Here is a 20,913-nt window from a genome sequence, read left to right as displayed (position 1 = left end):
TTTAGATTTAAAATTACTTTTACTATGCTCATAGATTTCTCAGTCACAAACTACCGCTCGATAAAAGATAAGCAAACCTTCTCAATGCAACCCATCAAACGCATTGATGAATTACCCGAACATATCATAAATAATGGTAAACATTCGGCTCTTTCCTCAGCTATTATTTACGGAAGAAATGCTTCGGGGAAGAGTAATTTGTTGCGAGCAATGGGTGCATTGATTGATTTAGTTAATCATTCTCAACGAAACAAGCTTGGGAAAAAAATAGAAAAATATGAACCTTTCAAATTAGATAGAAATAGTATTAATCTCCCAACAGAGTTTGAAATAACTTTTCTAACAAGAAAAAGTATTAAATATACTTACAAAATTATCTTTGAAAGCGAAAATATCATTCTTGAAAGTCTATTTTCTTTTCCTAATGGTAGAGAGAAGAAAATTTTTATAAGAGAACAAAACAAGAAAATTGATTTTGGAAATGACATTAAAATAGGGAGATTAAACGATATAGCTGAAACACTTTTCCCAAATCAAGCATTTTTAGCTAAAATGATGATATTTTCAGATAAGGTTTTTGATGAACTTAGCATATTTTTCATGTCGTATATTGAACTCGCAGAAGAAGAAGATTTGCTTGAGTACGACTCTGAGTTATCAATTAGCAAAGGATTTAAAGAACGTCATAAAAAAATATTAGATGCTGGAGATACAGGGATAATCGGTTTTAAAGAAATTGAAGAAATTGTCAACGGTGAAAAAGTTTTAAAATTCAAACCTTTGCATAATCTTTATCAAAATGGAAGTATTGTAGGCACAGCATACTTTGACTTGGAAGATGAGTCGCTCGGAACAAGAAAGTTATTAGGTTTAACAGAGCGTATTGGTAACGCTTTAGATGATGGGGGAACAATAATCATAGACGAATTTAATAACAGCCTCCACCCACTTTTAACCAAAACTTTAATCAACCTCTTTCACAATCCAAAAACTAACCCAAATGGTGCTCAGTTGATTTTTGCTACGCACGATGTATCGCTATTGGATAATGAGCTTTTCCGCCGTGACCAAATTTGGTTTTCGGAAAAAGGCAATGATGGGGCATCTACTTACTATTCGCTGGCTGATTTGAAAGGAATTAGAGCGGGCGTCCCTCTCGAAAAGTATTACTTAAAAGGAGCTTTCGGTGCTACGCCTATTATCAACGAACACGATTTAGTATTTAACTTCAGAGAAAAAAATGAGCAGAAATAGAGCCAGAATTTCTCGTCAGATTCAACCTCCACGCCAAATTCTGATTTTAACTGAAGGCGAAACCGAAGAAATCTATCTGAAAAGTTATAAATCTGACGATGAAAATAGAAGACGGCTTTCGGGTGTGGGCATTGAAATTTACAAACCCAAAGACCATTCTCCGCTTGGTTTATTGGCCGAAGCAAAGAAAAGAATAAAAGAAGCCAAGAAAGATAAAATGCCTTACGAAAAAGTTTGGATAGTTTTTGACCGAGACGGACACGCCAATATTCCTGCTACATTCCACGAAAAACAAGCAGTCAATGAAATTGAAATTGCCTTTTCGGTTGTATGCTTTGAATACTGGGTATTATTGCATTTTGAGAAAACTACACGTTTGTTCAACGATTGCGATAGTATCGGCAGTTATATTAGACAAAAACACTTTCCCGAATACGAAAAAAGCAGAAATAATTATCATAACCTCAAAGACAAAATTAGTCTTGCCATTGAAAATGCTACTTGGACTACTAAACAAAACCAAAATGATTTGAACGATGGTTTAAAGCCTTATCAGTTACAAGCTTATACCAACGTCCATGAATTAATCTCTTTCTTGAAAGATTTAAAATAATTTTCCCACTTTCATGCAACATTCTTTTCACTCATTACATCTAATAAGAAACTTAAACATAAAACGCATGAAGAAATTATTTACATTATTTTTATTGATTAGCACTTGTAGCTTTGCACAAGAAGTAAAACGCTCTTTCAACCTCAAGGATTTCGAAAAACTCAATATGGGTAGTGCCTTTATCATTACTGTTACGCAAGGAAATACCTACAAAGTTGATGTACGAGGACGTGAGCAAGATGTCAAAGAAATCATCGGTAAAGTCAGTGGCAGTACCCTTGATTTACATTTTCCATCAAACTGGAGTGGGAATAAAAACCGTAAAGAAGTTTATGTAACCATCACAATGCCCAAACTTACTGAAGTCGATTTTTCGGGAGCTTCAAAATCAACTGTTTCGGGTTTCAGTTCTGATAAAATGTCTATCAGTATTTCGGGGGCATCTATTGGTAATTTTAAGGTCAATGCCAAAGCTTTATCAATAGATTGTTCGGGAGCATCGAGTCTTACACTCATCGGTAGTGGGCAAAGCATTGATGCCGATGTTTCGGGGGCTTCAAACGTTAATTCTTTAGATTATAAAGTTGCTACGGCCAATATTGATGCTTCGGGAGCAAGCGATATAAAACTATTCGTAACCAGTAAAATCGTGGCTGATGCCAGTGGTGCAAGTAGCGTACGCTATAAAGGAGGAGCTTCGGTGAGGTCAAGTACTTCGGGGGCAGGTTCGGTTAAGACTATGAATTAAAACAAAGAGTCACGGTTTTACTCGAAAACCGTGACTCTAAATACTTTTTGACAGAAAACTTACTTCAATTTCGCCAATTCCTGCTTTACAAAATCCATCAATTCGGCGATGTATTCTTTTGAGAAATCAAATTTTACGTTGGCTGCTTCGTAAATTTTACTGATGGTTGTAGTATAGCCCAACCTCAGTGCATTTAGATAACCATCGAGTCCTTTTTGGGCATCTTGTTTGTAATTTCGCCAAACGCTAATTGCACCCAACTGAGCCATTCCGTATTCGATATAGTAGAATGGCACTTCAAAAATGTGCAACTGACGCTGCCAATTGTATTTTTTGAATCGCTCAAAACCTTTCCATTCGGTCACAGAATCGGAGAATTGCTCAAACGTCTGCACCCAGCGGGTCTGACGTTCTTCGATGCTATGTGCAGGGTTTTCATAAATCCAATGTTGGAACTTATCGACTGTTGCAATCCACGGCAAAACCTCCAAAATATCTTCCAAATGCTCTATTTTGGCACGTTTTAGGTCTTCTTCATTCTCGAAAAACACGCCCCAATGCTCCATCGAAATCAACTCCATCGACATCGAAGCCAATTCGGCCACCTCTGAAGTTGTACTACGGAATGAATTCAATGGCAAATCACGCACCTCGAAAGAGTGAATGGCGTGTCCGCCCTCGTGAACCATCGTAACCACATCACGCAGACTCGAAGTGGCATTCATAAAAATAAACGGCACACCGATTTCTTCGAGCGGATAGTTATATCCACCTGGGGCTTTTCCTTTGCGAGATTCTACATCGAAATGCCCCATGCGTCGCATGATACGAATATAATCAGCCAGTTTTGGGTCGATTCTTCGAAAACATTCAACGGTTTTATCCAACAAATCTTCTCCATTACTGAAAGGTTTGAGAGCAGGTTTACCATCAGGGTCAACTTTCAAATCCCACGGACGAAGTTCATCGACATTTAGTTTTGCTTTGCGTTCTTTGGCCATTTCATCAACCAAAGGCACAACGGTTTCAGCCACGGCCTCGTGAAAATTGAAGCAATCTTGTGGCGTATAATCGAAACGCCCCATGGCAGCAAACATATAATCACGGAAATTCAAGAAACCCGCATTAACGGCCAATTGGTGGCGTAAATCACGCAGTTCGTTGAATAGCGTATCGAGTTTTTCGTGGTCTTGGTAGCGGCGTTCGGCAATTTTTGTCCAAGCCTCTTCACGAATCGCACGATTAGGCGACTGCAATAAATCTCCTGCTTTTGGCAAAGTCATTTCTTCGCCATTGATATTTACGGTCATTGCTGCCGTAGTTGATTGATATTCCGTTTGTTTGGTCTGAATTTGAGTTTCAATCGGAATATTTTCTTCACGGAAAATCTCAACCGATTTTTTCATTCCACGAATCGTGATGAAGAATCCTTCATCAGTCAATTCACCCAAAAATGCACTTTCAAGAGCTTTTTTATTGAGTTGGTCGCTATAAACCGAAAGTTCGGGCTGAATCTGTTCTACAAAAAACTGGTAGTTTTTTTGATTTTCTTCGCTGGCGGTATCGCAAGTCATTTTGATGTATCGCCAAGCCAAATTTTCTGATAAATACGATTCTAACTCACTACGGTCTATGAACCATTGGCGTAATTCTTGGGCATTCGTAACCGAACGGCTCACCAAATTTTCGTAAAGTGGTTTTAAATCTTGCCACGAGGTCAGGGCAAATTCTTCCCCAATAAATGTGCGTGGTTTTCGCTGTGGTATTTCTATTTCTTGCATTTTTTAGATTTGAGATATGGGATTCGAGATACTGGATTCAGGATATGAGATTTGAGATACTGGATTCGGGATATGAGATTTGAGATACTGGATTCGGGATATGAGAATTTTCTCTCTTGTGTCTTGTGTCTCCTGTCTCGTATCTCCTATCTTGTATCTCACATCCAAAATTAACGCTTAAACTCATCCAAACAACGGAAAACCTCTAAAGTCAGGTCGTAGTCGTTGGCGGTAAGCACAAAGTTATCTGGTAAATTACAAAACTTCATAAAATTCTTTAATTCTTGGCCTTTGAGTTTTGTTACAAACGAAATGTATTCGGAGTTATAACGATACTCAACCAAGAGCTTTTTGAGGTCTTCTTGCTTCATGGCTGCCAGTTTTCGGCGAGATTTTCCTTCTTTGCTGAAAAGCTCATAAAGTCCATCAATCGAAATACCGATTGTGCCAGGTGTTGAAGTATTCGTATTGATAAGGTTTGAAATATCTTTCCATTTTAGCTTCGTCGAAGCTTCGGGCGAACCCATCAACTCTTCTATTTGTTGCTTTACCTGCTCCAATCGTTTATCTCTGACCACTACTTCTTTCAATGCAATGGCATCTTGTCGCATTTCGATGATTGGTTCGAGATTTACACCGTCCCATGCAATGCCCGTTGCCTTATAACCAACCGATGTAATTTTGATTGAATCGCCTTTAGAGGCACGTACCAAAAAATTACCATTTTCACCAGTTTTGGTTACTTGTCTTGTATCTTTATTCACGACGGTTGCCGATGGTACGGGTTTTCCCGTAACTTTATCAATGGCCTTGCCAAGGACATAAGATTTTTGGGCAAATGTAGAAAACACCCCTAAGCCCTGAAGGGGAATAAGAAGCATAAGAATTTTTACTCCCCTCCCTATCGAGGAGGGGTTGGGGGCGACCGTCGCTACGGTGGGGCTATTTAATTTGTCCATTCAAGATGATATATTTCACTTCTTTATCTTTTGTAAGCAAGAAACTCGCTGTTTCGTCAAGGTTTATTTCTTGATTCTGTACTTCGTTTTCCGAAACTTTATATTTCTGCAAAACTTGTGGAAATTCTGATAACTTACTCACTCTCAATCCTTTGGCATCAATTTCTTTGAGCCCCCAAAAAGTAGAAAGGTCGCCGAGGTCTTCTATAACGCTCGAAAGCACAAAATCAGTAGCGTTGTTGATGTTTTTTTCGCTGAGATTAATGCCAATATCTTTGATGATGGTTTTACCATTATGCACAAATTCGGCATTACGAATGAGTAAGTCAAATATATAGCGGTCGTTGTTCGGAATAGCTTCGTAGGTTTTTAACTCAAAATTTGTGTATGATTGTTCAGCAATTGCTTGTAAACCAGTCAAAATTGCCACAAAATTGAGTTTTCTGATAAATTGCTTTTCTATATCTTCTTTATATCCACCCGATTCTATCAAAATCAGGCTACTTCCCCACTTAGCAATATTATCGCCAAAAGCACGTGGTTCGTGGTCGTCATTCCAGCGACCCAGATGCCCAGGAATAAATTGTTGCAGCGTTTGGTGCATACCACAAATCACCTGCATGGCTCGTGTTCGGGCAGGATTCCATTCTTTTGCATAGTTGTATGACGTTGGCAAGAATGAAATCGTTGCTTGTTTGCCGCTTGCTCCTGCACTGTATTTGGTATTTTTGTCGTGTAAATTAAACGAAAACTCAGGTTTTAGCTCGTCTTGTAATTTCTTCAAAATTCTGCCTTCGGGTGTCTGAAAACTTAGGGCATCACGGTTCATATCAATGTCGGTAGCGGTACGTCTTTGGAAACGTTCTGCCCCATCGGGGTTGAGCATTGGTACGTAATAAAGTGTACAGTTTTCAAGAATTTTGCTTCTTAGGGCATCAAATCCATCGTTTTTCCCTTGAAAGAAATTAAAAATATCAAACAATGCCATCGTGGCGGTAGCTTCATCGCCGTGCATTTGCGACCACAACAAAACCTTCGTTTTGCCACTTCCCATCTTAATTTGATAAATATCACGTTCTTCAAATGACTTCCCTGCTTTCTCGACCGAAAAAGGCAATTTTTCTATCAACGGAACAATATCTTTGTGTTTAAAACGACGTTTAATGAGGCTTTGTTCTTTGATTTGTTCGTGACTATCGAATAGTTGTTTTGAGAAATCTGGAAGTTTGGGTTGTGCAATCGCTGACATGTTGGTTAGAAATGTAATAATTACCGAAAGCACAAAGGTAAAGCGTTTGCGAAGAACTACCATAGATTTAAAAGAATATCGTGGGTAAAAACGCAAGTTATAGATTTCTGAGTTTATTTACCAACTTCAAAAGCTCTTTGGGTGGATTGTCGTGGTCGAACGTGGCAGATTGATACTTTCTTCTTCCTATTTGCACCTCAATATTAGCCTGCAAAGCGGCATCGTTTGCTCTTTTCTTCGATGGAGATTTGAGATTAGGCAACTCTTCCAAGTTGATTTTTGCACAAATTTTCATGATTTCATTCCAATCTTCGGCAGAGAGTTTTCTCTTAGAACTAACAGAGTTTTCGTCTAAAATATACTCTTTTTCTGTAATCGTAATTTCTCGCCTAAAACCACGTGTAGATTCGTTAAGCGTAATAGATGCTATTTTCTGTGAAAAGCCTTCAAAAGCGATTAAAAATAAAGAAATAAAAAATGGAGTTTTCATAAGTTTAAATAAAAAATGCACTTCAATATGAAGAACAAAATAATATTTAAAAAAGTAGAAAATCGGCTTTTTGAGATTAGAATTTAGGGGTCTAAGTAAATTCTAATCTCGCACGTATTTTTGATTAGTTTTTAGCCTATCTACCACAACATTTCTTGTACTTTTTGCCACTTCCGCAGGCACACAAATCATTTCGGTTTTGGGTTTGTGATGCTTCTAACTTACCAATAATTCCACTCAAATAATACCATTGACCATTTTCTTTGACAAACGTAGATTTTTCATGATGGATTTGTAGCATACCAGTATCGTCTAAGTAAGAAGCTTTAAATTCCACTTCACCATCTTCTTCGTTGAATTTTCCTTTTTTTGCCGCAATAACCTCCAGTTTTTGCCATTGATTGGCTACTGCCCACGCCCGAATATCGGCTTCATCGAAGTTTTTTTGTTGAGTTGGGTAGGTAGTTGCTATCAAATATTTCACATCGACCACCACATAAGCCGAGTATCTCGAACGCATCAATTGTTCAGCAGTTTGGGCAGTTTTTTCACCCTTTATGATTGGTTCGCAACAGTCGGAGAATGGTTTGGCTTCGCCACAGTAGCACATAAGTAATTCAGACAAGAGATTTGAGACAAGAGACAAAAGATAAAATACTTTGGTCATTGTCTGTGAGGACACAGACAATGACTACTCATTATTAATGCTACAAATTACGTCAATAAATCAATTGAAAAATACTTCATCGACAAAAAACCAACCTTTCTGACCTTTGCCTGGGTGCCAAACTGGAAGTTTTGATACTGGTTTAATAACCAATTTTATTAGTTTATATGAGCCTTGTGCAAGAGGAATTTGCAGCCCCAGATTAGCGTTTCCTTCCATTTTTTCAGCTTGTTTTGGCGTGATTTTCTGAATGAATTTCAAATCAGCTTTGCTATTTCCAGCCCAAATCTCCACCGCCAAAGGTGGCATAATGAAAGAATCCATTTTTTGTAAATAACTGATTGTTAGACCTTTGACTGGTTGAACTTTCTTAAATTCAAAAAGTCCGATAAATTCTTTTTCACGATAACCCAACCATGCTTTATCACCAAAATTATCAGTAGGGCCTTTTTTCAAATCATTTAGCGTACTTCCACCTTTACCCGAATATTTTGGGTCGGGTAAATTGAGCAAATAGACACTATCAGCCACAAAACTCGACTTGAAAAAACTGAATTCTACTTTCCGGCTGGCATACCAGTTTTCTTTGGTTGCGATGGCCTTAAATTTTGTGTAACTATCAATGATGATTGGTTTTTCGTAGATATTTACCGTTGTTGAGTCTGGTTCAGAACCATCAAGCGTGTAGCGAATCTTTACATTTTTGAGGGTATGTTTCAACGAAATTGGTGTATTGGTTTTAATGATGAAATCTTCATTGACCAAAATTGGTGGATTGAGTTGCAGAATTTCATTTGGGTTGTCGAGCCTTCCTCTATCGAATTTGATTTTTGGAAATTTCTTTCCCAATTCTGCTAAGGCGGCTTCGTTGATGGAGGTATTCCACACAAAGACTTCTTTTAATTTCGGTAAATCAAGTATTTTTTGAAGGTTTTCTTTAGAAACTTTCGTTCCTGCCAAAGCCACAGACTCCAAATTCTTACATTTGTTGAGTTGGTCTAAAGTATTTCCAGTAATATCGGTTTGATTGAGAATGAGTTTTTCGAGATTTGGAAAATTGGCTATTAAAGCCAAATCTTCATCGTGTACTGGCATTTTCGATAGATTCAAAATCACCAGTTGCTCACCTACTTTCGAGAGATTTTCTAAAACTTTACGGTCGAATTTCTTAATTACAAAGAAATCAGCCTGCAATGCGGGCGAACCTGTTGCCAACGGAAAAACCGAACAAAAAGGTGTATTCACAGCTGCTAAATCTGACTCCGAAGGTATCGAAAAACTATAAACCTTGACTTCTTTGGTAGCGGATTTCATACCAACAAGTTTTGAAGCAATTTTCTTCGTTTCTGAACTTGTCAAATAGTTTCTGAAGGCTTTTTTTGTGTCTGCACCTTCGTTTATCCATGCAGATAAGAGAGCAATTTCATCAGTCGTTAATTGTGGTTTGCCTTTCGGTGGCATGTGTTCTTTGTGTTCGAGCGGTAAATTTGCTCGTTGAATAATGTGACTATTGAGAGCATCGCCCACTTTCCAAATTATTCCATTTTTTCCACCTTTCAGAATCTTCTCAATACTACTCATATTAAGTTGACCTTTGGTTTTATCATCATTATGGCAAGCCACGCATTTAGCTTCGAGAATCGGGAAAATGGCCGCTTGATACATAGGGTCATTTTCTGAAAACTGTGGAGCAGTATCAGTTTTTTGCCACGCTTCAAACAGATAATTTTCACCATGAGTAATGCCTGCCCCGAAGTGTCCAGCAACGGCCATGATGCCCAATAACACCCAGTTAGAATATGTTTTTTGATTCAGTTTTTCATCAAAAATTACTACTCCATAAGCCATTACACTCACAGCAATACCCGTGAATTTATGAACCTGTAAAAGTCGCTCATCATAGCCTCCTTCTCTTGATAAAAAGAAACCCATCAATGCTACGATTGCAGCCGAAAGTGCCGTTAGAGTTAATAAAAGTGTTCGGATAAGCTCGTAACTCTTTGCCTCAATTTCATTTTTCAAGAACGAAAAAAGCACCAATAATACCACAAAACCTATCGGTAAATGCAGTAATAATGGGTGCATCCGTCCAAGTGGACTCATCCAAAGTGGAAGGATTACTTGCTCTTCAAACACCAAAAAGAATAGCAAGAGAATATTTAGGCTTAATAATAGGTACGATGAAATTTTATAGAAACGGGTCATTTAATTATTATAATTTTGTAGAGCAATTTTTCAAATTGCTTTTTTAAAATTGCACAATTTAGAAAATTGTGTTACGCCATAAGCCCAGAAATTACATTTCCTGCCACATCGGTTAGGCGGTATCTTCGACCTAAATGTTTGTAGGTAAGTTGTTCATGATTTAAGCCCATTAGGTGCATAACTGTTGCATGAAAATCGTGAATATGCACAGGGTCACGCACGATGTTGTAGCCAAATTCATCAGTTTCTCCGTAAACAATGCCAGGTTTTACGCCTCCGCCTGCCATCCAAATACTGTATGCTCGTGGGTGGTGGTCACGGCCATAATTATCTTTTGTGAATGTTCCTTGACAATAGTTTGTTCGACCAAACTCTCCGCCCCAAATCACCAAAGTTTCGTCCAGAAGTCCACGTTGTTTGAGGTCGGTAATCAAAGCCGCAGAAGCTCGGTCAACGTCTTGGGCTTGGAGAGGCATTTCGTTAGGAAGGTTTCCGTGTTGGTCCCAACCTTGGTGATACAACTGCACAAATCTTACGCCCGATTCAGATAGTTTTCGAGCTAAAAGAGCATTGGCAGCGTAAGTTCCTGGCACTAAACACTCGGGACCGTACATTTTTATGATATGGTCGGGTTCTTTCGATAAATCGGTGAGTTCTGGCACAGCCGTTTGCATTCTGTACGCCATTTCGTACTGCTGCACTTTGGCTTGTACTTCGGGGTCGCCGTTTTCTTCAAAACCTAAATGATTAAGCTCGGCCAGCTTATCCAACATTCTTCTTCGGGCAATTTTATCTGTACCTTCGGGGTCGTTGAGATACAAAATTGGGTCTTCGCCACTACTAAAAACTACACCTTGGTGCGTGGAGTCTAAAAATCCATTCGTCCAAAGTTTTGAGTAAACCCCTTGCCCGTTTCCACGTCCACGAGAAAGCAAAACGCAAAATGCAGGAAGATTTTTGTTTTCGCTACCCAAACCATAACTCATCCATGCTCCCATACTCGGGCGATTTCCCACTTGGGCCCCAGTTTGTAAGAAAGTAAGTGCTGGGTCATGGTTAATGGCATCGGTATTCATGGTTTTGATGATACAAAGGTCATCAACAATTTTGGCCATATTCGGGAGTAAATCGCTCACCCACGCTCCTGACTGACCGTATTGCTTAAAATCAAAAAACGAACCCATCAACGGAAACTTGGTCTGATTAGAAGTCATTCCAGTGAGTCGCTGTCCATTTCGGATTGACTCGGGCAAATCTTGACCCATCATTTTGGTGAGCGTAGGCTTATAATCAAAGGTTTCGAGCTGAGAGGGAGCCCCATTCTGAAACAAATAAATCACTCGCTTGGCTTTTGGAGCAAAATGTGGCAAACCCAAAGGCAACTGGTCGAGGTTTTCTTCGCCTTTAAATAAATTAGGCATCAGCAATGAGCCTAAACCCAAAGTGCCGATTCCAGCAGCAGCCTTACCCAAAAAGTGACGGCGGGTAATGTTTAGTTTATGATTGAAGAATTCGTTTTGCATATAAATTCAATGAGTGAATAGTATAAATTGTGTTTTTACATCCTACTACGAAGCAGGGCTTGATTGGTTCTAAAATTTCCCCCGTGCGACGGTCGCTCCTTTTTTCAAGGAGGGGTGGCAAAATTCTGACAAAGTCGAATTTTGACGGGGTGGTTAAGGAGTTCAAAAGTCTTTTCAATCAACTTATACGCAAAACCACCCCGTCCGACTTCGTCAGGACACCCCTCCTTGAAAATAAGGAGGGGAAATTCAACTCAGAACTTAGAAATAATCATCGTTATCTTTGAAGGGGCAGGGGTATTATAACGTTAAATTAAGTTTCACCCCCTCACAATCGCCTCTTCCATATTAAAAATCATTTGGATAGTTTGCATGAGAGCGGCGGTTGAATTTTTGTCTTTTACTTCTTTACGTTTGAATTCGCCAATGCTGAGCATTTTGTCAGTTTTCTTGGCATTTTTAGCAAAAAACTCCTTTTCTGATTCAAAATATTGCTTCAAAATACCCAGTTCTTTGGCTTTGGGTTTTCGGCAAATGATGCGTCTAAATGCCTTTTCAAGTTTAGTTTCGAGCGGCGTATTTTCCGACATAAGATTTTCGGCTAAAACCCTTGCCCCTTCCATGGTTTGTGGGTCATTCATCATCACCAGTGCTTGGAGTGGCGTGTTGGTTCGACTGCGTTGTACTTCGCATTGGTCACGGTTGCTGGCATCAAATATCAGCATTGACGGTGGCGGAACTGTTCGCTTAATAAAAACATACATTCCTCGGCGATAAAGGTCAGATTCATGGTCTTGTACGTATCTTGCCAACGTTCCTCGCCCCGAAGTGGCTACTTCCCAAAGTCCTTTTGGTTGGTAAGGTTTCACACTCGGGCCGCCAATTTCTTCGTTCAGCACTCCGCTACTTGCCAGCACGTGGTCACGCACATTTTCGGCAGGGAAACGCATACGAGTTGAACGAGCTAAAAAGATATTTTCGGGGTCAGTTTTTAGGTGTTTTTTGGTGATTGTTGAAGATTGTCGATAAGTGGCCGACATCACAATTTGCTTTACCAAACGCTTAACGTTCCAGTCGTTTTCTCTGAAATCTACCGCCAGCCAATCGAGCAATTCGGGGTGTGAAGGTAACTCACCTTGCATTCCAAAATCACCCAAAGTTTTTACGATTCCTCTACCAAAGAACGAAGCCCAAAGGCGATTTACATACACCCTTGCCGTCAGTGGATTTCGAGCATCAAGCATCCATTTTGCTAAGCCAAGTCGGTTTTTCTCCAGTTTATTGGTATCAAATGGCATGATTGCTTTCGGAATTCCGACTCCAACCATCTCTCCGTGCGAATCATAATTTCCACGATTCAGTACATAAGTCGGGCGAACTTTCGAGCTATCTTTCATGACCATGACCATTACTTTAGCCGTATCTTTTTTATTGATAAATTTCAAGATAGAATTTACGTCTTCGGTCGTAATTTTCATGTTGGGAGGGTCGGCAAACGAAGCATCAATCGTTCCGAAAAGCCCCTTTTCTGGTACTTGATTAAAGAAAGCGAAGGTTCGATAATAATCTTTCTGCGAAATCGGGTCGTATTTATGGTCGTGGCAGTGGGCACACTCGAAAGTGAGAGCCAAGAAAGATTTTCCGAAAGTATTGGTGCGGTCGGTCACGTATTCGATACGGTATTCTTCATCAATTACGCCACCTTCTTGCGTAATTTTATGGTTGCGATTGAAACCTGTTGCCAGCAACATTTCTTTGCTCGGATTCGGCAATAAATCGCCCGCCAACTGCCAAGTCAGGAATTTGCTATACGGATAATTTGAGTTGAACGCATGAATCACCCAATCTCGCCACGGCCACATGGTGCGAAGTCCATCATCTTGATAACCGTGCGAGTCGGCATAACGAGCCACATCGAGCCACGAAATGGCCATTTTTTCGCCATAATGCTTATTTTTTAGTAATTCATCAACAATTTTTTCATAAGCATTGGGCGAATTATCTTTTAAGAAACGCTCTTGCATTTCTATGCTTGGAGGAAGTCCGATGAGGTCGAAACTTACACGTTTTAGTAAGCGTTCTTTGTCGGCTTCTTCATTGGGTTTTAAACCTTTTTCGTCCATTTTAGCATAAACGAAATTATCAATTTCATTTTTTACCCAATCTTCGTCAGCTTCGGGTAATTTTGGTTTTTGTGGTGCAATAAACGCCCAATGAGGCTTATATTTTGCTCCTTGTTTTATCCATTTGGCAATTAATTCGACTTCGTGTTGGCTTAGTTTTAGGTTCGATGATGGCGGTGGCATCAGTACCGATGTATCTTTAGCAATGATTCGCTGATAAACCTCCGATTGCTCCAAACTTCCAGCCACAATCGCATGAGCTTTGGGGTTATCTTTGAGGGCAGCATACGCACCTTCGGGTGTATCGAGGCGTAAACCAGCTTCTTGTTTACTGACATCAGGCCCATGACATTTGAAACAACGGTCGGAGAGAATCGGGCGGATATGAAAATTATAATCAACCTCATCGGGAATTGCAGCGGTTTCTACCGCAGACGAAGAAGTACAATTCCAGACAATTGTTGCCAAGCTTACACTTGCAAGCAGTAAAAGGAAAAAAGTCTTAGCCTTAAAAACTATACTTTTCATCGGTTAGTAAAATAAAATTATAGCGAATAGATTGTTGATAGTATTTTTTAAAACTTTTTAAATGACTATTCTATTCTCAAAAGTTTATTAAACACTTATCTATAAGTCATTTACTGACTTATAAACATCGAATATTATAAATAGCACTTAAAAAATAGTTTTTAAAAAATTTTATTAAAGATAGTAAGAAAGAATAAAAAAATAATATTTCTCTAAAAAAAACTTTAAAAACTCCTATTTTTACGGTATCAGAAAAATCTATCCAATCCTAACCTCAATTTTCATGAAAAACACATTTGTTCGTTCGGCCTTTACGTTTGCTGCCTTGGCAGGAAGTGTGGGTCTATTTTCTTATAAAAACATTACCGAACCACCCGTAAAGAAAACAAAAGCCGTCATTGCCGAAGAAATTAAGCTTCCTGCTGGATTTTCGGCCACTATTCTTGGCTCTGATTTAGGAGCAACTCGCCACCTTACTGTCTCAAGAAATGGAGATATTTATGCCAAATTATCGAAACTCAAAGACGGCAAAGGCATTTTGCTCATGCGTGACACCAACAAAGATGGGATAATTGATGAAACAAAATATTTCGGGAATTACCCAGGTACGGGGGTTACCATCAAAAACGGTTATTTGTATGCTTCTTCAAATACGGGTGTGCTTCGCTATAAACTCAATGAAAAAGAAGAAATTATTGATGCCGAAAACCCCGAAAAAATAGTTGATGGCTTGGTTGATAAGGGCCGAGACAATGCCAAACCTTTTGTGCTGGATAATGCCAATAATATATATGTTACGGTTGGCTCATATAACGACCCCTGTCGAGAAAAAGGAACTGGCAAGGGTATTATGCCGTGTTCGATTTTAGATTCGGCAGGTGGCATTTGGAAATTCAATGCCGAAAAATTGAATCAGACATTTTCTGATGGAATTCGCTACGCTACTGGCCTAAAAAATGCCGTTGGAACTGCTTGGAATTCAAAAACAAACACGCTTTTCGCAACCGTTCACGGACGTGGGCAATTCCATGATTTTTACCCGCAATATTATACACCTCAACAAAGTGCTGAGCTTCCAGCCGAAACACTCTACGAGCTTCATCAAGGCGATGATGCTGGTTGGCCATATATTTATTATGACCAATTTCAGAAGAAGAAAATCGTTGCTCCTGAGTATGGTGGCGATGGCAAAAAAACAGGTGGTGAAAAAGCAATCAATCCAACAGTGGCTTTCCCTGCTCACTTAGGGCCAAACGATTTACTTTTTTATACTGGAAATATGTTTCCTGCAAAATACCGCAATGGAGCATTTATTGCTTTTCACGGACAATCACCAGAATTGAAAAAAGGTTATTTTGTAGCTTTTGTACCCTTTGTAGGCAATAAGCCTTCAGGAAAGTGGGAGATTTTTGCTGATAATTTTGCAGGAATTGACCTCGTAAAGCCAACTGGCCCAGTACAACACCGCCCTTGCGGATTGGCACAAGGCCCCGATGGAGCATTGTATGTAAGCGATGATTTAAATGGCACAATCTACCGAATTGCTTATAAAAAGTAATAAGATAACTATCAGTTAAAAACAAAAATAGGTCTGCACAGAATTGTACAGACCTATTTTTGTTTTTAAATTTCCCTCCCCTTTAGGGACGGTCCGCCGCTGTGGCAGGGGGTTATCTTGCCGAAACGATTTCAATATCGAAAACCAAAGGAGAGTATCCTGGAATATCTCTACCCGCACCACGTGAGCCATAACCCAACGACGAAGGAAAAATAATTGTGCCTTTTTCGCCGACTTTTAGTTTGGCAATACCTTCATCGAAGCCACCAACTACTTGCCCAACGCCCAATATAAAACTGAAAGTGCCTTCATCAAATTGCTCATCAGATAGAAGTCTTCCTGCGTATTTTACCGTAACGTTTTGTCTTGCTGCTAATGCTGCACCCGCTTCATTTGGTGAAGTCAGAATAAAGCGTAACCCCGAAGAGGTTTTCTCGGTAATAGCCAAGTTTTTACTGCTGATATAGCTTTCTATTTGCTCATCTTCCGTACCCGAAAAACCATCCTTTCCGTATGTTGCCATTATTATTGAAGTTATAATTAAAAAATATTATTCTTGTATTATCTTGCTGAAACTACTTCTATATCAAAAACCAAAGGCGAACCTCCTGGAATACCATTGTAGTCATTCGGGCCATAGCCTAAAGTTGAAGGGAAAATAATTATTGCTTTCTCTCCGACTCTCATTTTTGCGATTCCTTCATCAAAACCTTCAACTACACGACCTGCACCTAATACAAAACTGAAATTTCCTGAGTCAAAAGATTTTCCAGACAAAAACGTTCCTGCATAATTTACGTTGATGATTTGTCCTGCTTTCAAAGCTGCTCCCGTAGGATTGGCTTTCGTGACAATATAACGCAGACCCGAAGCCGTTTTTTCGGTAACAGTCAGGTTTTTGCTCGTAACATAGCTATTGATTTGGTCTTCTTCTGGAATACCATCTTTTTGACAAGCTGTGATAGCTACCGCCAAAATAGCAAGGAATAAATAAATTTTACGCATAAAATTGAGTTTAGTGTTAGGTTCTTTGAGCCAATAAAAGTCTTAGAAAGTTCAAAATTATACAAAAAATCTGGTTAAATACTTGTACATAGCTAAAAAACGACTAATTTTGGCTCATTAAAATCTCTTTATAAAATATTGATTTCGGGCAGAAGTCTCGGTGCTTTTGCTGATTTGGGTTTGTGAAACATCACATTCCTACATTATTGTTTTATCAAATTTTATAGAGAATTTTATGCAAAAACATACAAAAATCGCCGTTATTGGCGGTACAGGCAAATCGGGTAAATACCTTGTCAGAGAGCTTATCAAACAGGGATTTTCTATCAAACTTCTTCTTCGTCCTTCGGTTAGTCGAACAGATACACCCAGCCATCCGCTCATCGAAATCATAGAGGGTAATGCCAATGATTATCAAGCCATGAGCACGCTCATTGATGGTTGTGAAGCAGTTATTAGCACTTTAGGTATGGGCATTCCTGCGAGCGAAAAAACAATCTTTAGCCAATCAACGACCAATATTATTCGGGCAATGAATGAGCATCAAATCAGGCGTTATGTGGTGATTACGGGCTTAAATGTTGATACTATTTGGGATAAAAAAAGCGACAAAAATCTTATGGCTACTCGTTGGATGTACGAAAATTTCCCTATCTCGACGGCCGATAAACAAACTGAATATACTATACTAACAGCAAGTAATATTGATTGGACTTTGGTACGGCTACCACTCATCGAGCAAACCGATGAGCAAAGACAAACCCAAACCAGTTTGGAAGATTGTGAAGGCGATAAAATTAGTGCGACCGACTTGGCAAATTTTCTGATTAAGCAATTGAGCGATGAAAGTTTGATTAGGAAAGCTCCTTTTTTGTGGAGTTTATAGTTCTTTTACAGTGAGTCCAAAGACTCACTGTTTTTTGAACAAAATTAAAGTTCAAATATTGAGTCCTGAAGTAAAAAATATACTCTAAATTTAACCTTCCATTTTAAATTTAACCAATCTACCAAAACTAATGAATTCAATAGTAAAATTTACGCTTGCTTTTTTGCTCACGTTTTCTTTCACCCAATCACTAACCGCCCAAACCACAAAAACCACTTCTGGAAATCCGATTGTTGAAGGTTGGTACGCCGACCCCGAAGGTGTGATTCTGAACAAAGAATTTTGGGTTTTCCCGACATTCTCGGCCAAATACAAAGACCAAGTTTTTTTGGATGCTTTTTCATCAAAAGACATGGTAAACTGGACAAAACACCCACGAATCATTGATACTTCGGCCATAAAATGGGCAAATAAGGCAATGTGGGCTCCGTCTATCGTAAAAAAAGACAACAAATATTTTCTGTTTTTCTCGGCCAATGATATTCAGAGTTCGGAGCGTAAAGGCTTCGGAGCGAATAATCCCGACAAAGATGATAAAATCGGGGGCATTGGTATTGGCGTGGCGTCTCGTCCCGAAGGGCCTTACAAAGATTATCTCGGCAAGCCGCTCATCAATCAGTTTTATAACAAAGCCCAACCGATTGACCAGTACGTTTTTCAAGATAAAGACAAACAGTATTATATCATCTACGGCGGTTGGGGACGCTGCAATATTGCCAAACTCAACAATGATTTCACGGCTTTAGTACCTTACGAAAATGGCGATTTGGTGAAAGAAATCACACCAAAAGGCTATGTAGAAGGCCCAACGATGTTTGTTCGTAAAGGAAAATATTATTTGATGTGGTCGGAAGGTGGCTGGACAAATGGCACTTATAAAGTAGCTTACGGGGTTTCGGACAATGTTTTTGGGCCTTTCGAGAAAAAATCTACAATTTTGGTGGCCGATGAAGCAGTGGCAACTGGTGCGGGGCATCACTCGGTGATTAATATTCCGAATACCGATGAATGGTACATTGTCTATCACCGTCGCCCGATTCCAAATCTCGACCGTGACCACCGTGTAACGTGCATCGACCGAATGTATTTCAACGAAGACGATACCATCAAAGATATTAAAATGACCTTTGAGGGAGTTGGAAAAGTGAAGTTGAAGTAAGATTTTTCTTAACCATGAAGGACACAAAGTATTGTACAAAGTCTTAAAAATTTTGAGTTCTTTGTGCATTCTCTTAGTGTTCTTTGTGGTAAACCCAAACAGCGAATATTCTATGAAAAATAATCTATTTCTTCTTGTTATTTGCCTCGTAAACCTCAATTTATTAGCACAAACTAATTATAAAGGCAAACCGTGGAATGAAGTTTTTCAGACAATTCCTGGCAGGTTGGAGTGTGAAAAATATGACTTAGGTGGAGAAGGTATCGCTTACCACGACAAAGATAGTGTTAATAATGGCAGCGGAAAACTCAACCCCAATGATGGCACTTACTTAAATACTTATCGAATCAAAGAAGGGGTTGATATTTCATACACCAAAGAAAAAGACATTGATAATAACCCTTATAATGTAGTAGAGCCTCTGATGCAACAATTATATGTAGGTTGGACTGAGGCTGGCGAATGGATTAAGTATTCGGTTGAGGTAAAGGAAGACGGCGAATATGATGGCTCATTGATGTACACCGCTAATGCTGATGCTACAATTGCGATTGAAATTGATGGTTTGCCTTGGACAGAGTTGATTTTAATCAAATCGACTTTTAATGAGAAAGACCCCGTTGCTTGGCGGCAATGGCATCATTGGAACAAACAAAGTATTTTTAAAGTCAAAAAACTCAGCAAAGGCAAGCATATTCTAACCCTCCGAACTGTCGAAAAAGGCAATATGAATTATGATTTTATTGAGTTTATAAAAATCAAATAACATGAAAAACTTCCTTCTGTTCACAATACTAATAGGTTGTATAGGGAAATTATATGCCCAAAACGATATCGAAACCACAAAAAATATTGTTTATGCACAAGATGGAGATAAAAAACTCCAACTTGATATTTATAAACCAAAAGCCGTGCAAGAGCCTCGCCTGATTATTTGGGTACATGGGGGTGCATGGCATTCGGGTAGTAAAGAGAACCCACCGTTGGGCTTAGTTCCTTTCGGATACGCTTTAGCAAGTGTCGATTTTCATGCCAGTACCGAAAAACCTTTCCCTGCTGATGTGCATGATATCAAGGCCGCAATTCGTTTTCTGAGAGCCAATGCCAGTAAATATGGTTATAAAGCCGACAATATAGTTATTTGGGGAAGTTCGTCGGGCGGACATTTGGCGGCTTTGGTAGCTACCACTAACAACAATGCTGAGTTAGAAGGAAAGCTCGGAGATTTTACCAATACTTCATCTTCGGTTCAAGGTTGTATAGATTTCTATGGCCCTACCAACTTTCTGACGATTCTCAATCAATCAACACCACATGGCCTCAATGTTCGTTTGCCAGCTTTGGCTATTTTGCTCGGAAAACCCTTAGACCAAGCTACCGAATTGGCAAAATTAGCAAGTCCTGTTTATCAAGTTGATGCCAATGACCCACCACTTTTTATTGTGCATGGCGAGCAGGATATTCAAGTACCTGTCAATCAGTCGATTGAGTTAATGAGTGCTTATAAAGCCAAAAATCTGAAAGTTCAGATTGAGTTTATTCCGAATGCAGGCCACTCCGACCCCGCTTATAGCAAGCCCGAATTGATGGAAAAAATTGCAAAGTTTTTAAAAGGAAATGGTCTTTGAGAAGTTTTCTTGATACTTTTACGCAACCTTGAAGTAGTAACAATCGTACTGATTATATTTTACATACCTAAAATGTATTATTTATGAAAAATCTTTTAATTCTTTTCTCTTTTGTAGCCATTCTGACAAGTTGTAGCTCCGATGATGTAACCAGCAGTAACAACACGGGCATCAGTGGTTCGTGGAAAATAAAATCGTTTATCGACAATAATAACCGTGACCGCACGAGCAACTATGCTACATATAGCTTTGAGTTCAAATCGACTGGTGAAATTGTAGTAACTAACAGTGCAAACAAATACAACGGTACATACGCAACTGTGATGGATAGCGGCAAGCAAAAATTCAATATCGTAATTGCAACTTCTGACAATACATTGGCCGAAATCAACGAAGACTGGATTTTGAGCGAACAAACCGATACAACGCTAAAATTCACCAAATCAAGCGGTGGAAATGGTGGAACAAAGACTTTGGTATTTGGGAAGTAAAAACAATTATAACCACGAAGGCACGAAGAATACGAAGAAACACAGA

General features: G+C 39.2%; 19 protein-coding genes. 9 read left to right on the top strand and 10 right to left on the bottom strand.

What is annotated here, in order from left to right; genetic code table 11:
* Positions 1-24 precede the first annotated feature (24 nt).
* The 3 genes from ABR854_RS06190 to ABR854_RS06180 all read left to right on the top strand — a co-directional run bounded on the left by ABR854_RS06190 (position 25) and on the right by ABR854_RS06180 (position 2,615).
* Positions 25-1,254 carry an AAA family ATPase gene (locus tag ABR854_RS06190; protein ID WP_350264505.1) on the top strand — a complete coding sequence of 410 codons (1,230 nt, stop codon included), beginning with the start codon at positions 25-27 and terminating at the stop codon, positions 1,252-1,254.
* A complete protein-coding gene (locus ABR854_RS06185; protein ID WP_350264504.1) occupies positions 1,241-1,867 on the top strand; it encodes an RloB family protein in 627 nt (208 codons plus the stop codon). The genes ABR854_RS06190 and ABR854_RS06185 overlap by 14 nt, the downstream gene beginning before the upstream one ends.
* A gap of 67 nt (positions 1,868-1,934) precedes the next feature.
* Entirely contained in the window at positions 1,935-2,615 is a 681-nt protein-coding gene (locus ABR854_RS06180; protein WP_350264503.1) for a head GIN domain-containing protein, read from the top strand.
* Positions 2,616-2,674: 59 nt separating this feature from the next.
* Here ABR854_RS06180 and ABR854_RS06175 read toward each other — a convergent pair whose 3' ends face one another.
* From ABR854_RS06175 to ABR854_RS06140, 8 genes are all read right to left on the bottom strand, one after another.
* Positions 2,675-4,396 (bottom strand): M3 family oligoendopeptidase, encoded by a 1,722-nt coding sequence (locus tag ABR854_RS06175; RefSeq protein ID WP_350264502.1) that lies wholly within the window; start codon positions 4,394-4,396, stop codon positions 2,675-2,677.
* A gap of 170 nt (positions 4,397-4,566) precedes the next feature.
* The gene (locus ABR854_RS06170) at positions 4,567-5,277 is read right to left on the bottom strand and encodes a carboxypeptidase-like regulatory domain-containing protein (RefSeq protein WP_350264501.1); all 711 of its coding nucleotides are present in this window, start codon (positions 5,275-5,277) and stop codon (positions 4,567-4,569) included.
* Positions 5,278-5,338: 61 nt separating this feature from the next.
* The gene (locus ABR854_RS06165) at positions 5,339-6,667 is read right to left on the bottom strand and encodes a M14 family zinc carboxypeptidase (RefSeq protein ID WP_350264500.1); all 1,329 of its coding nucleotides are present in this window, start codon (positions 6,665-6,667) and stop codon (positions 5,339-5,341) included.
* Between the two features lie 34 nt (positions 6,668-6,701).
* Positions 6,702-7,094, bottom strand: a complete 393-nt coding sequence (locus tag ABR854_RS06160; protein WP_350264499.1) for a hypothetical protein — start codon at positions 7,092-7,094, stop codon at positions 6,702-6,704.
* A gap of 136 nt (positions 7,095-7,230) precedes the next feature.
* Positions 7,231-7,719, bottom strand: coding sequence for a YchJ family protein (locus tag ABR854_RS06155; protein ID WP_350264498.1), 489 nt, complete (start codon positions 7,717-7,719; stop codon positions 7,231-7,233).
* A 102-nt stretch (positions 7,720-7,821) separates the two neighbouring features.
* Complete coding sequence (locus tag ABR854_RS06150; protein ID WP_350264497.1) at positions 7,822-9,966, bottom strand: FN3 associated domain-containing protein; 2,145 nt, start codon at positions 9,964-9,966, stop codon at positions 7,822-7,824.
* A gap of 71 nt (positions 9,967-10,037) precedes the next feature.
* Entirely contained in the window at positions 10,038-11,489 is a 1,452-nt protein-coding gene (locus tag ABR854_RS06145; RefSeq protein ID WP_350264496.1) for a DUF1501 domain-containing protein, read from the bottom strand.
* A 320-nt stretch (positions 11,490-11,809) separates the two neighbouring features.
* Positions 11,810-14,140, bottom strand: a complete 2,331-nt coding sequence (locus tag ABR854_RS06140; protein ID WP_350264495.1) for a PSD1 and planctomycete cytochrome C domain-containing protein — start codon at positions 14,138-14,140, stop codon at positions 11,810-11,812.
* Between the two features lie 283 nt (positions 14,141-14,423).
* On the opposite strand from ABR854_RS06140, the gene ABR854_RS06135 reads away from it, so the two are divergent.
* Positions 14,424-15,698: a PQQ-dependent sugar dehydrogenase gene (locus tag ABR854_RS06135; RefSeq protein ID WP_350264494.1), complete on the top strand. Its 1,275-nt coding sequence runs from the start codon at positions 14,424-14,426 to the stop codon at positions 15,696-15,698.
* Between the two features lie 112 nt (positions 15,699-15,810).
* Here the strand turns inward: ABR854_RS06135 and ABR854_RS06130 are convergent, their stop codons facing one another.
* Positions 15,811-16,221, bottom strand: a complete 411-nt coding sequence (locus ABR854_RS06130; RefSeq protein WP_350264493.1) for an FKBP-type peptidyl-prolyl cis-trans isomerase — start codon at positions 16,219-16,221, stop codon at positions 15,811-15,813.
* Positions 16,222-16,259: 38 nt separating this feature from the next.
* Positions 16,260-16,703, bottom strand: coding sequence for an FKBP-type peptidyl-prolyl cis-trans isomerase (locus tag ABR854_RS06125; protein WP_350264492.1), 444 nt, complete (start codon positions 16,701-16,703; stop codon positions 16,260-16,262).
* Positions 16,704-16,938: 235 nt separating this feature from the next.
* On the opposite strand from ABR854_RS06125, the gene ABR854_RS06120 reads away from it, so the two are divergent.
* From ABR854_RS06120 to ABR854_RS06100, 5 genes are all read left to right on the top strand, one after another.
* Positions 16,939-17,589: an NAD(P)-dependent oxidoreductase gene (locus ABR854_RS06120; protein WP_350264491.1), complete on the top strand. Its 651-nt coding sequence runs from the start codon at positions 16,939-16,941 to the stop codon at positions 17,587-17,589.
* Between the two features lie 130 nt (positions 17,590-17,719).
* Positions 17,720-18,748, top strand: a complete 1,029-nt coding sequence (locus tag ABR854_RS06115) for a glycoside hydrolase family 43 protein (protein WP_350264490.1) — start codon at positions 17,720-17,722, stop codon at positions 18,746-18,748.
* Positions 18,749-18,860: 112 nt separating this feature from the next.
* A complete protein-coding gene (locus ABR854_RS06110) occupies positions 18,861-19,514 on the top strand; it encodes a carbohydrate-binding protein (RefSeq protein ID WP_350264489.1) in 654 nt (217 codons plus the stop codon).
* 1 nt (position 19,515) lies between these two features.
* On the top strand, positions 19,516-20,376 hold the full coding sequence (locus tag ABR854_RS06105; protein WP_350264488.1) for an alpha/beta hydrolase fold domain-containing protein: 861 nt from the start codon (positions 19,516-19,518) through the stop codon (positions 20,374-20,376).
* A gap of 83 nt (positions 20,377-20,459) precedes the next feature.
* Positions 20,460-20,867, top strand: a complete 408-nt coding sequence (locus ABR854_RS06100) for a hypothetical protein (protein WP_350264487.1) — start codon at positions 20,460-20,462, stop codon at positions 20,865-20,867.
* Positions 20,868-20,913 lie beyond the last annotated feature (46 nt).

Origin of the sequence: Emticicia sp. W12TSBA100-4, assembly GCF_040253585.1 — a bacterium.
In the GTDB taxonomy this organism is placed as follows: domain Bacteria; phylum Bacteroidota; class Bacteroidia; order Cytophagales; family Spirosomataceae; genus Emticicia.
This window is presented reverse-complemented; position numbering and strand designations above follow the sequence as displayed.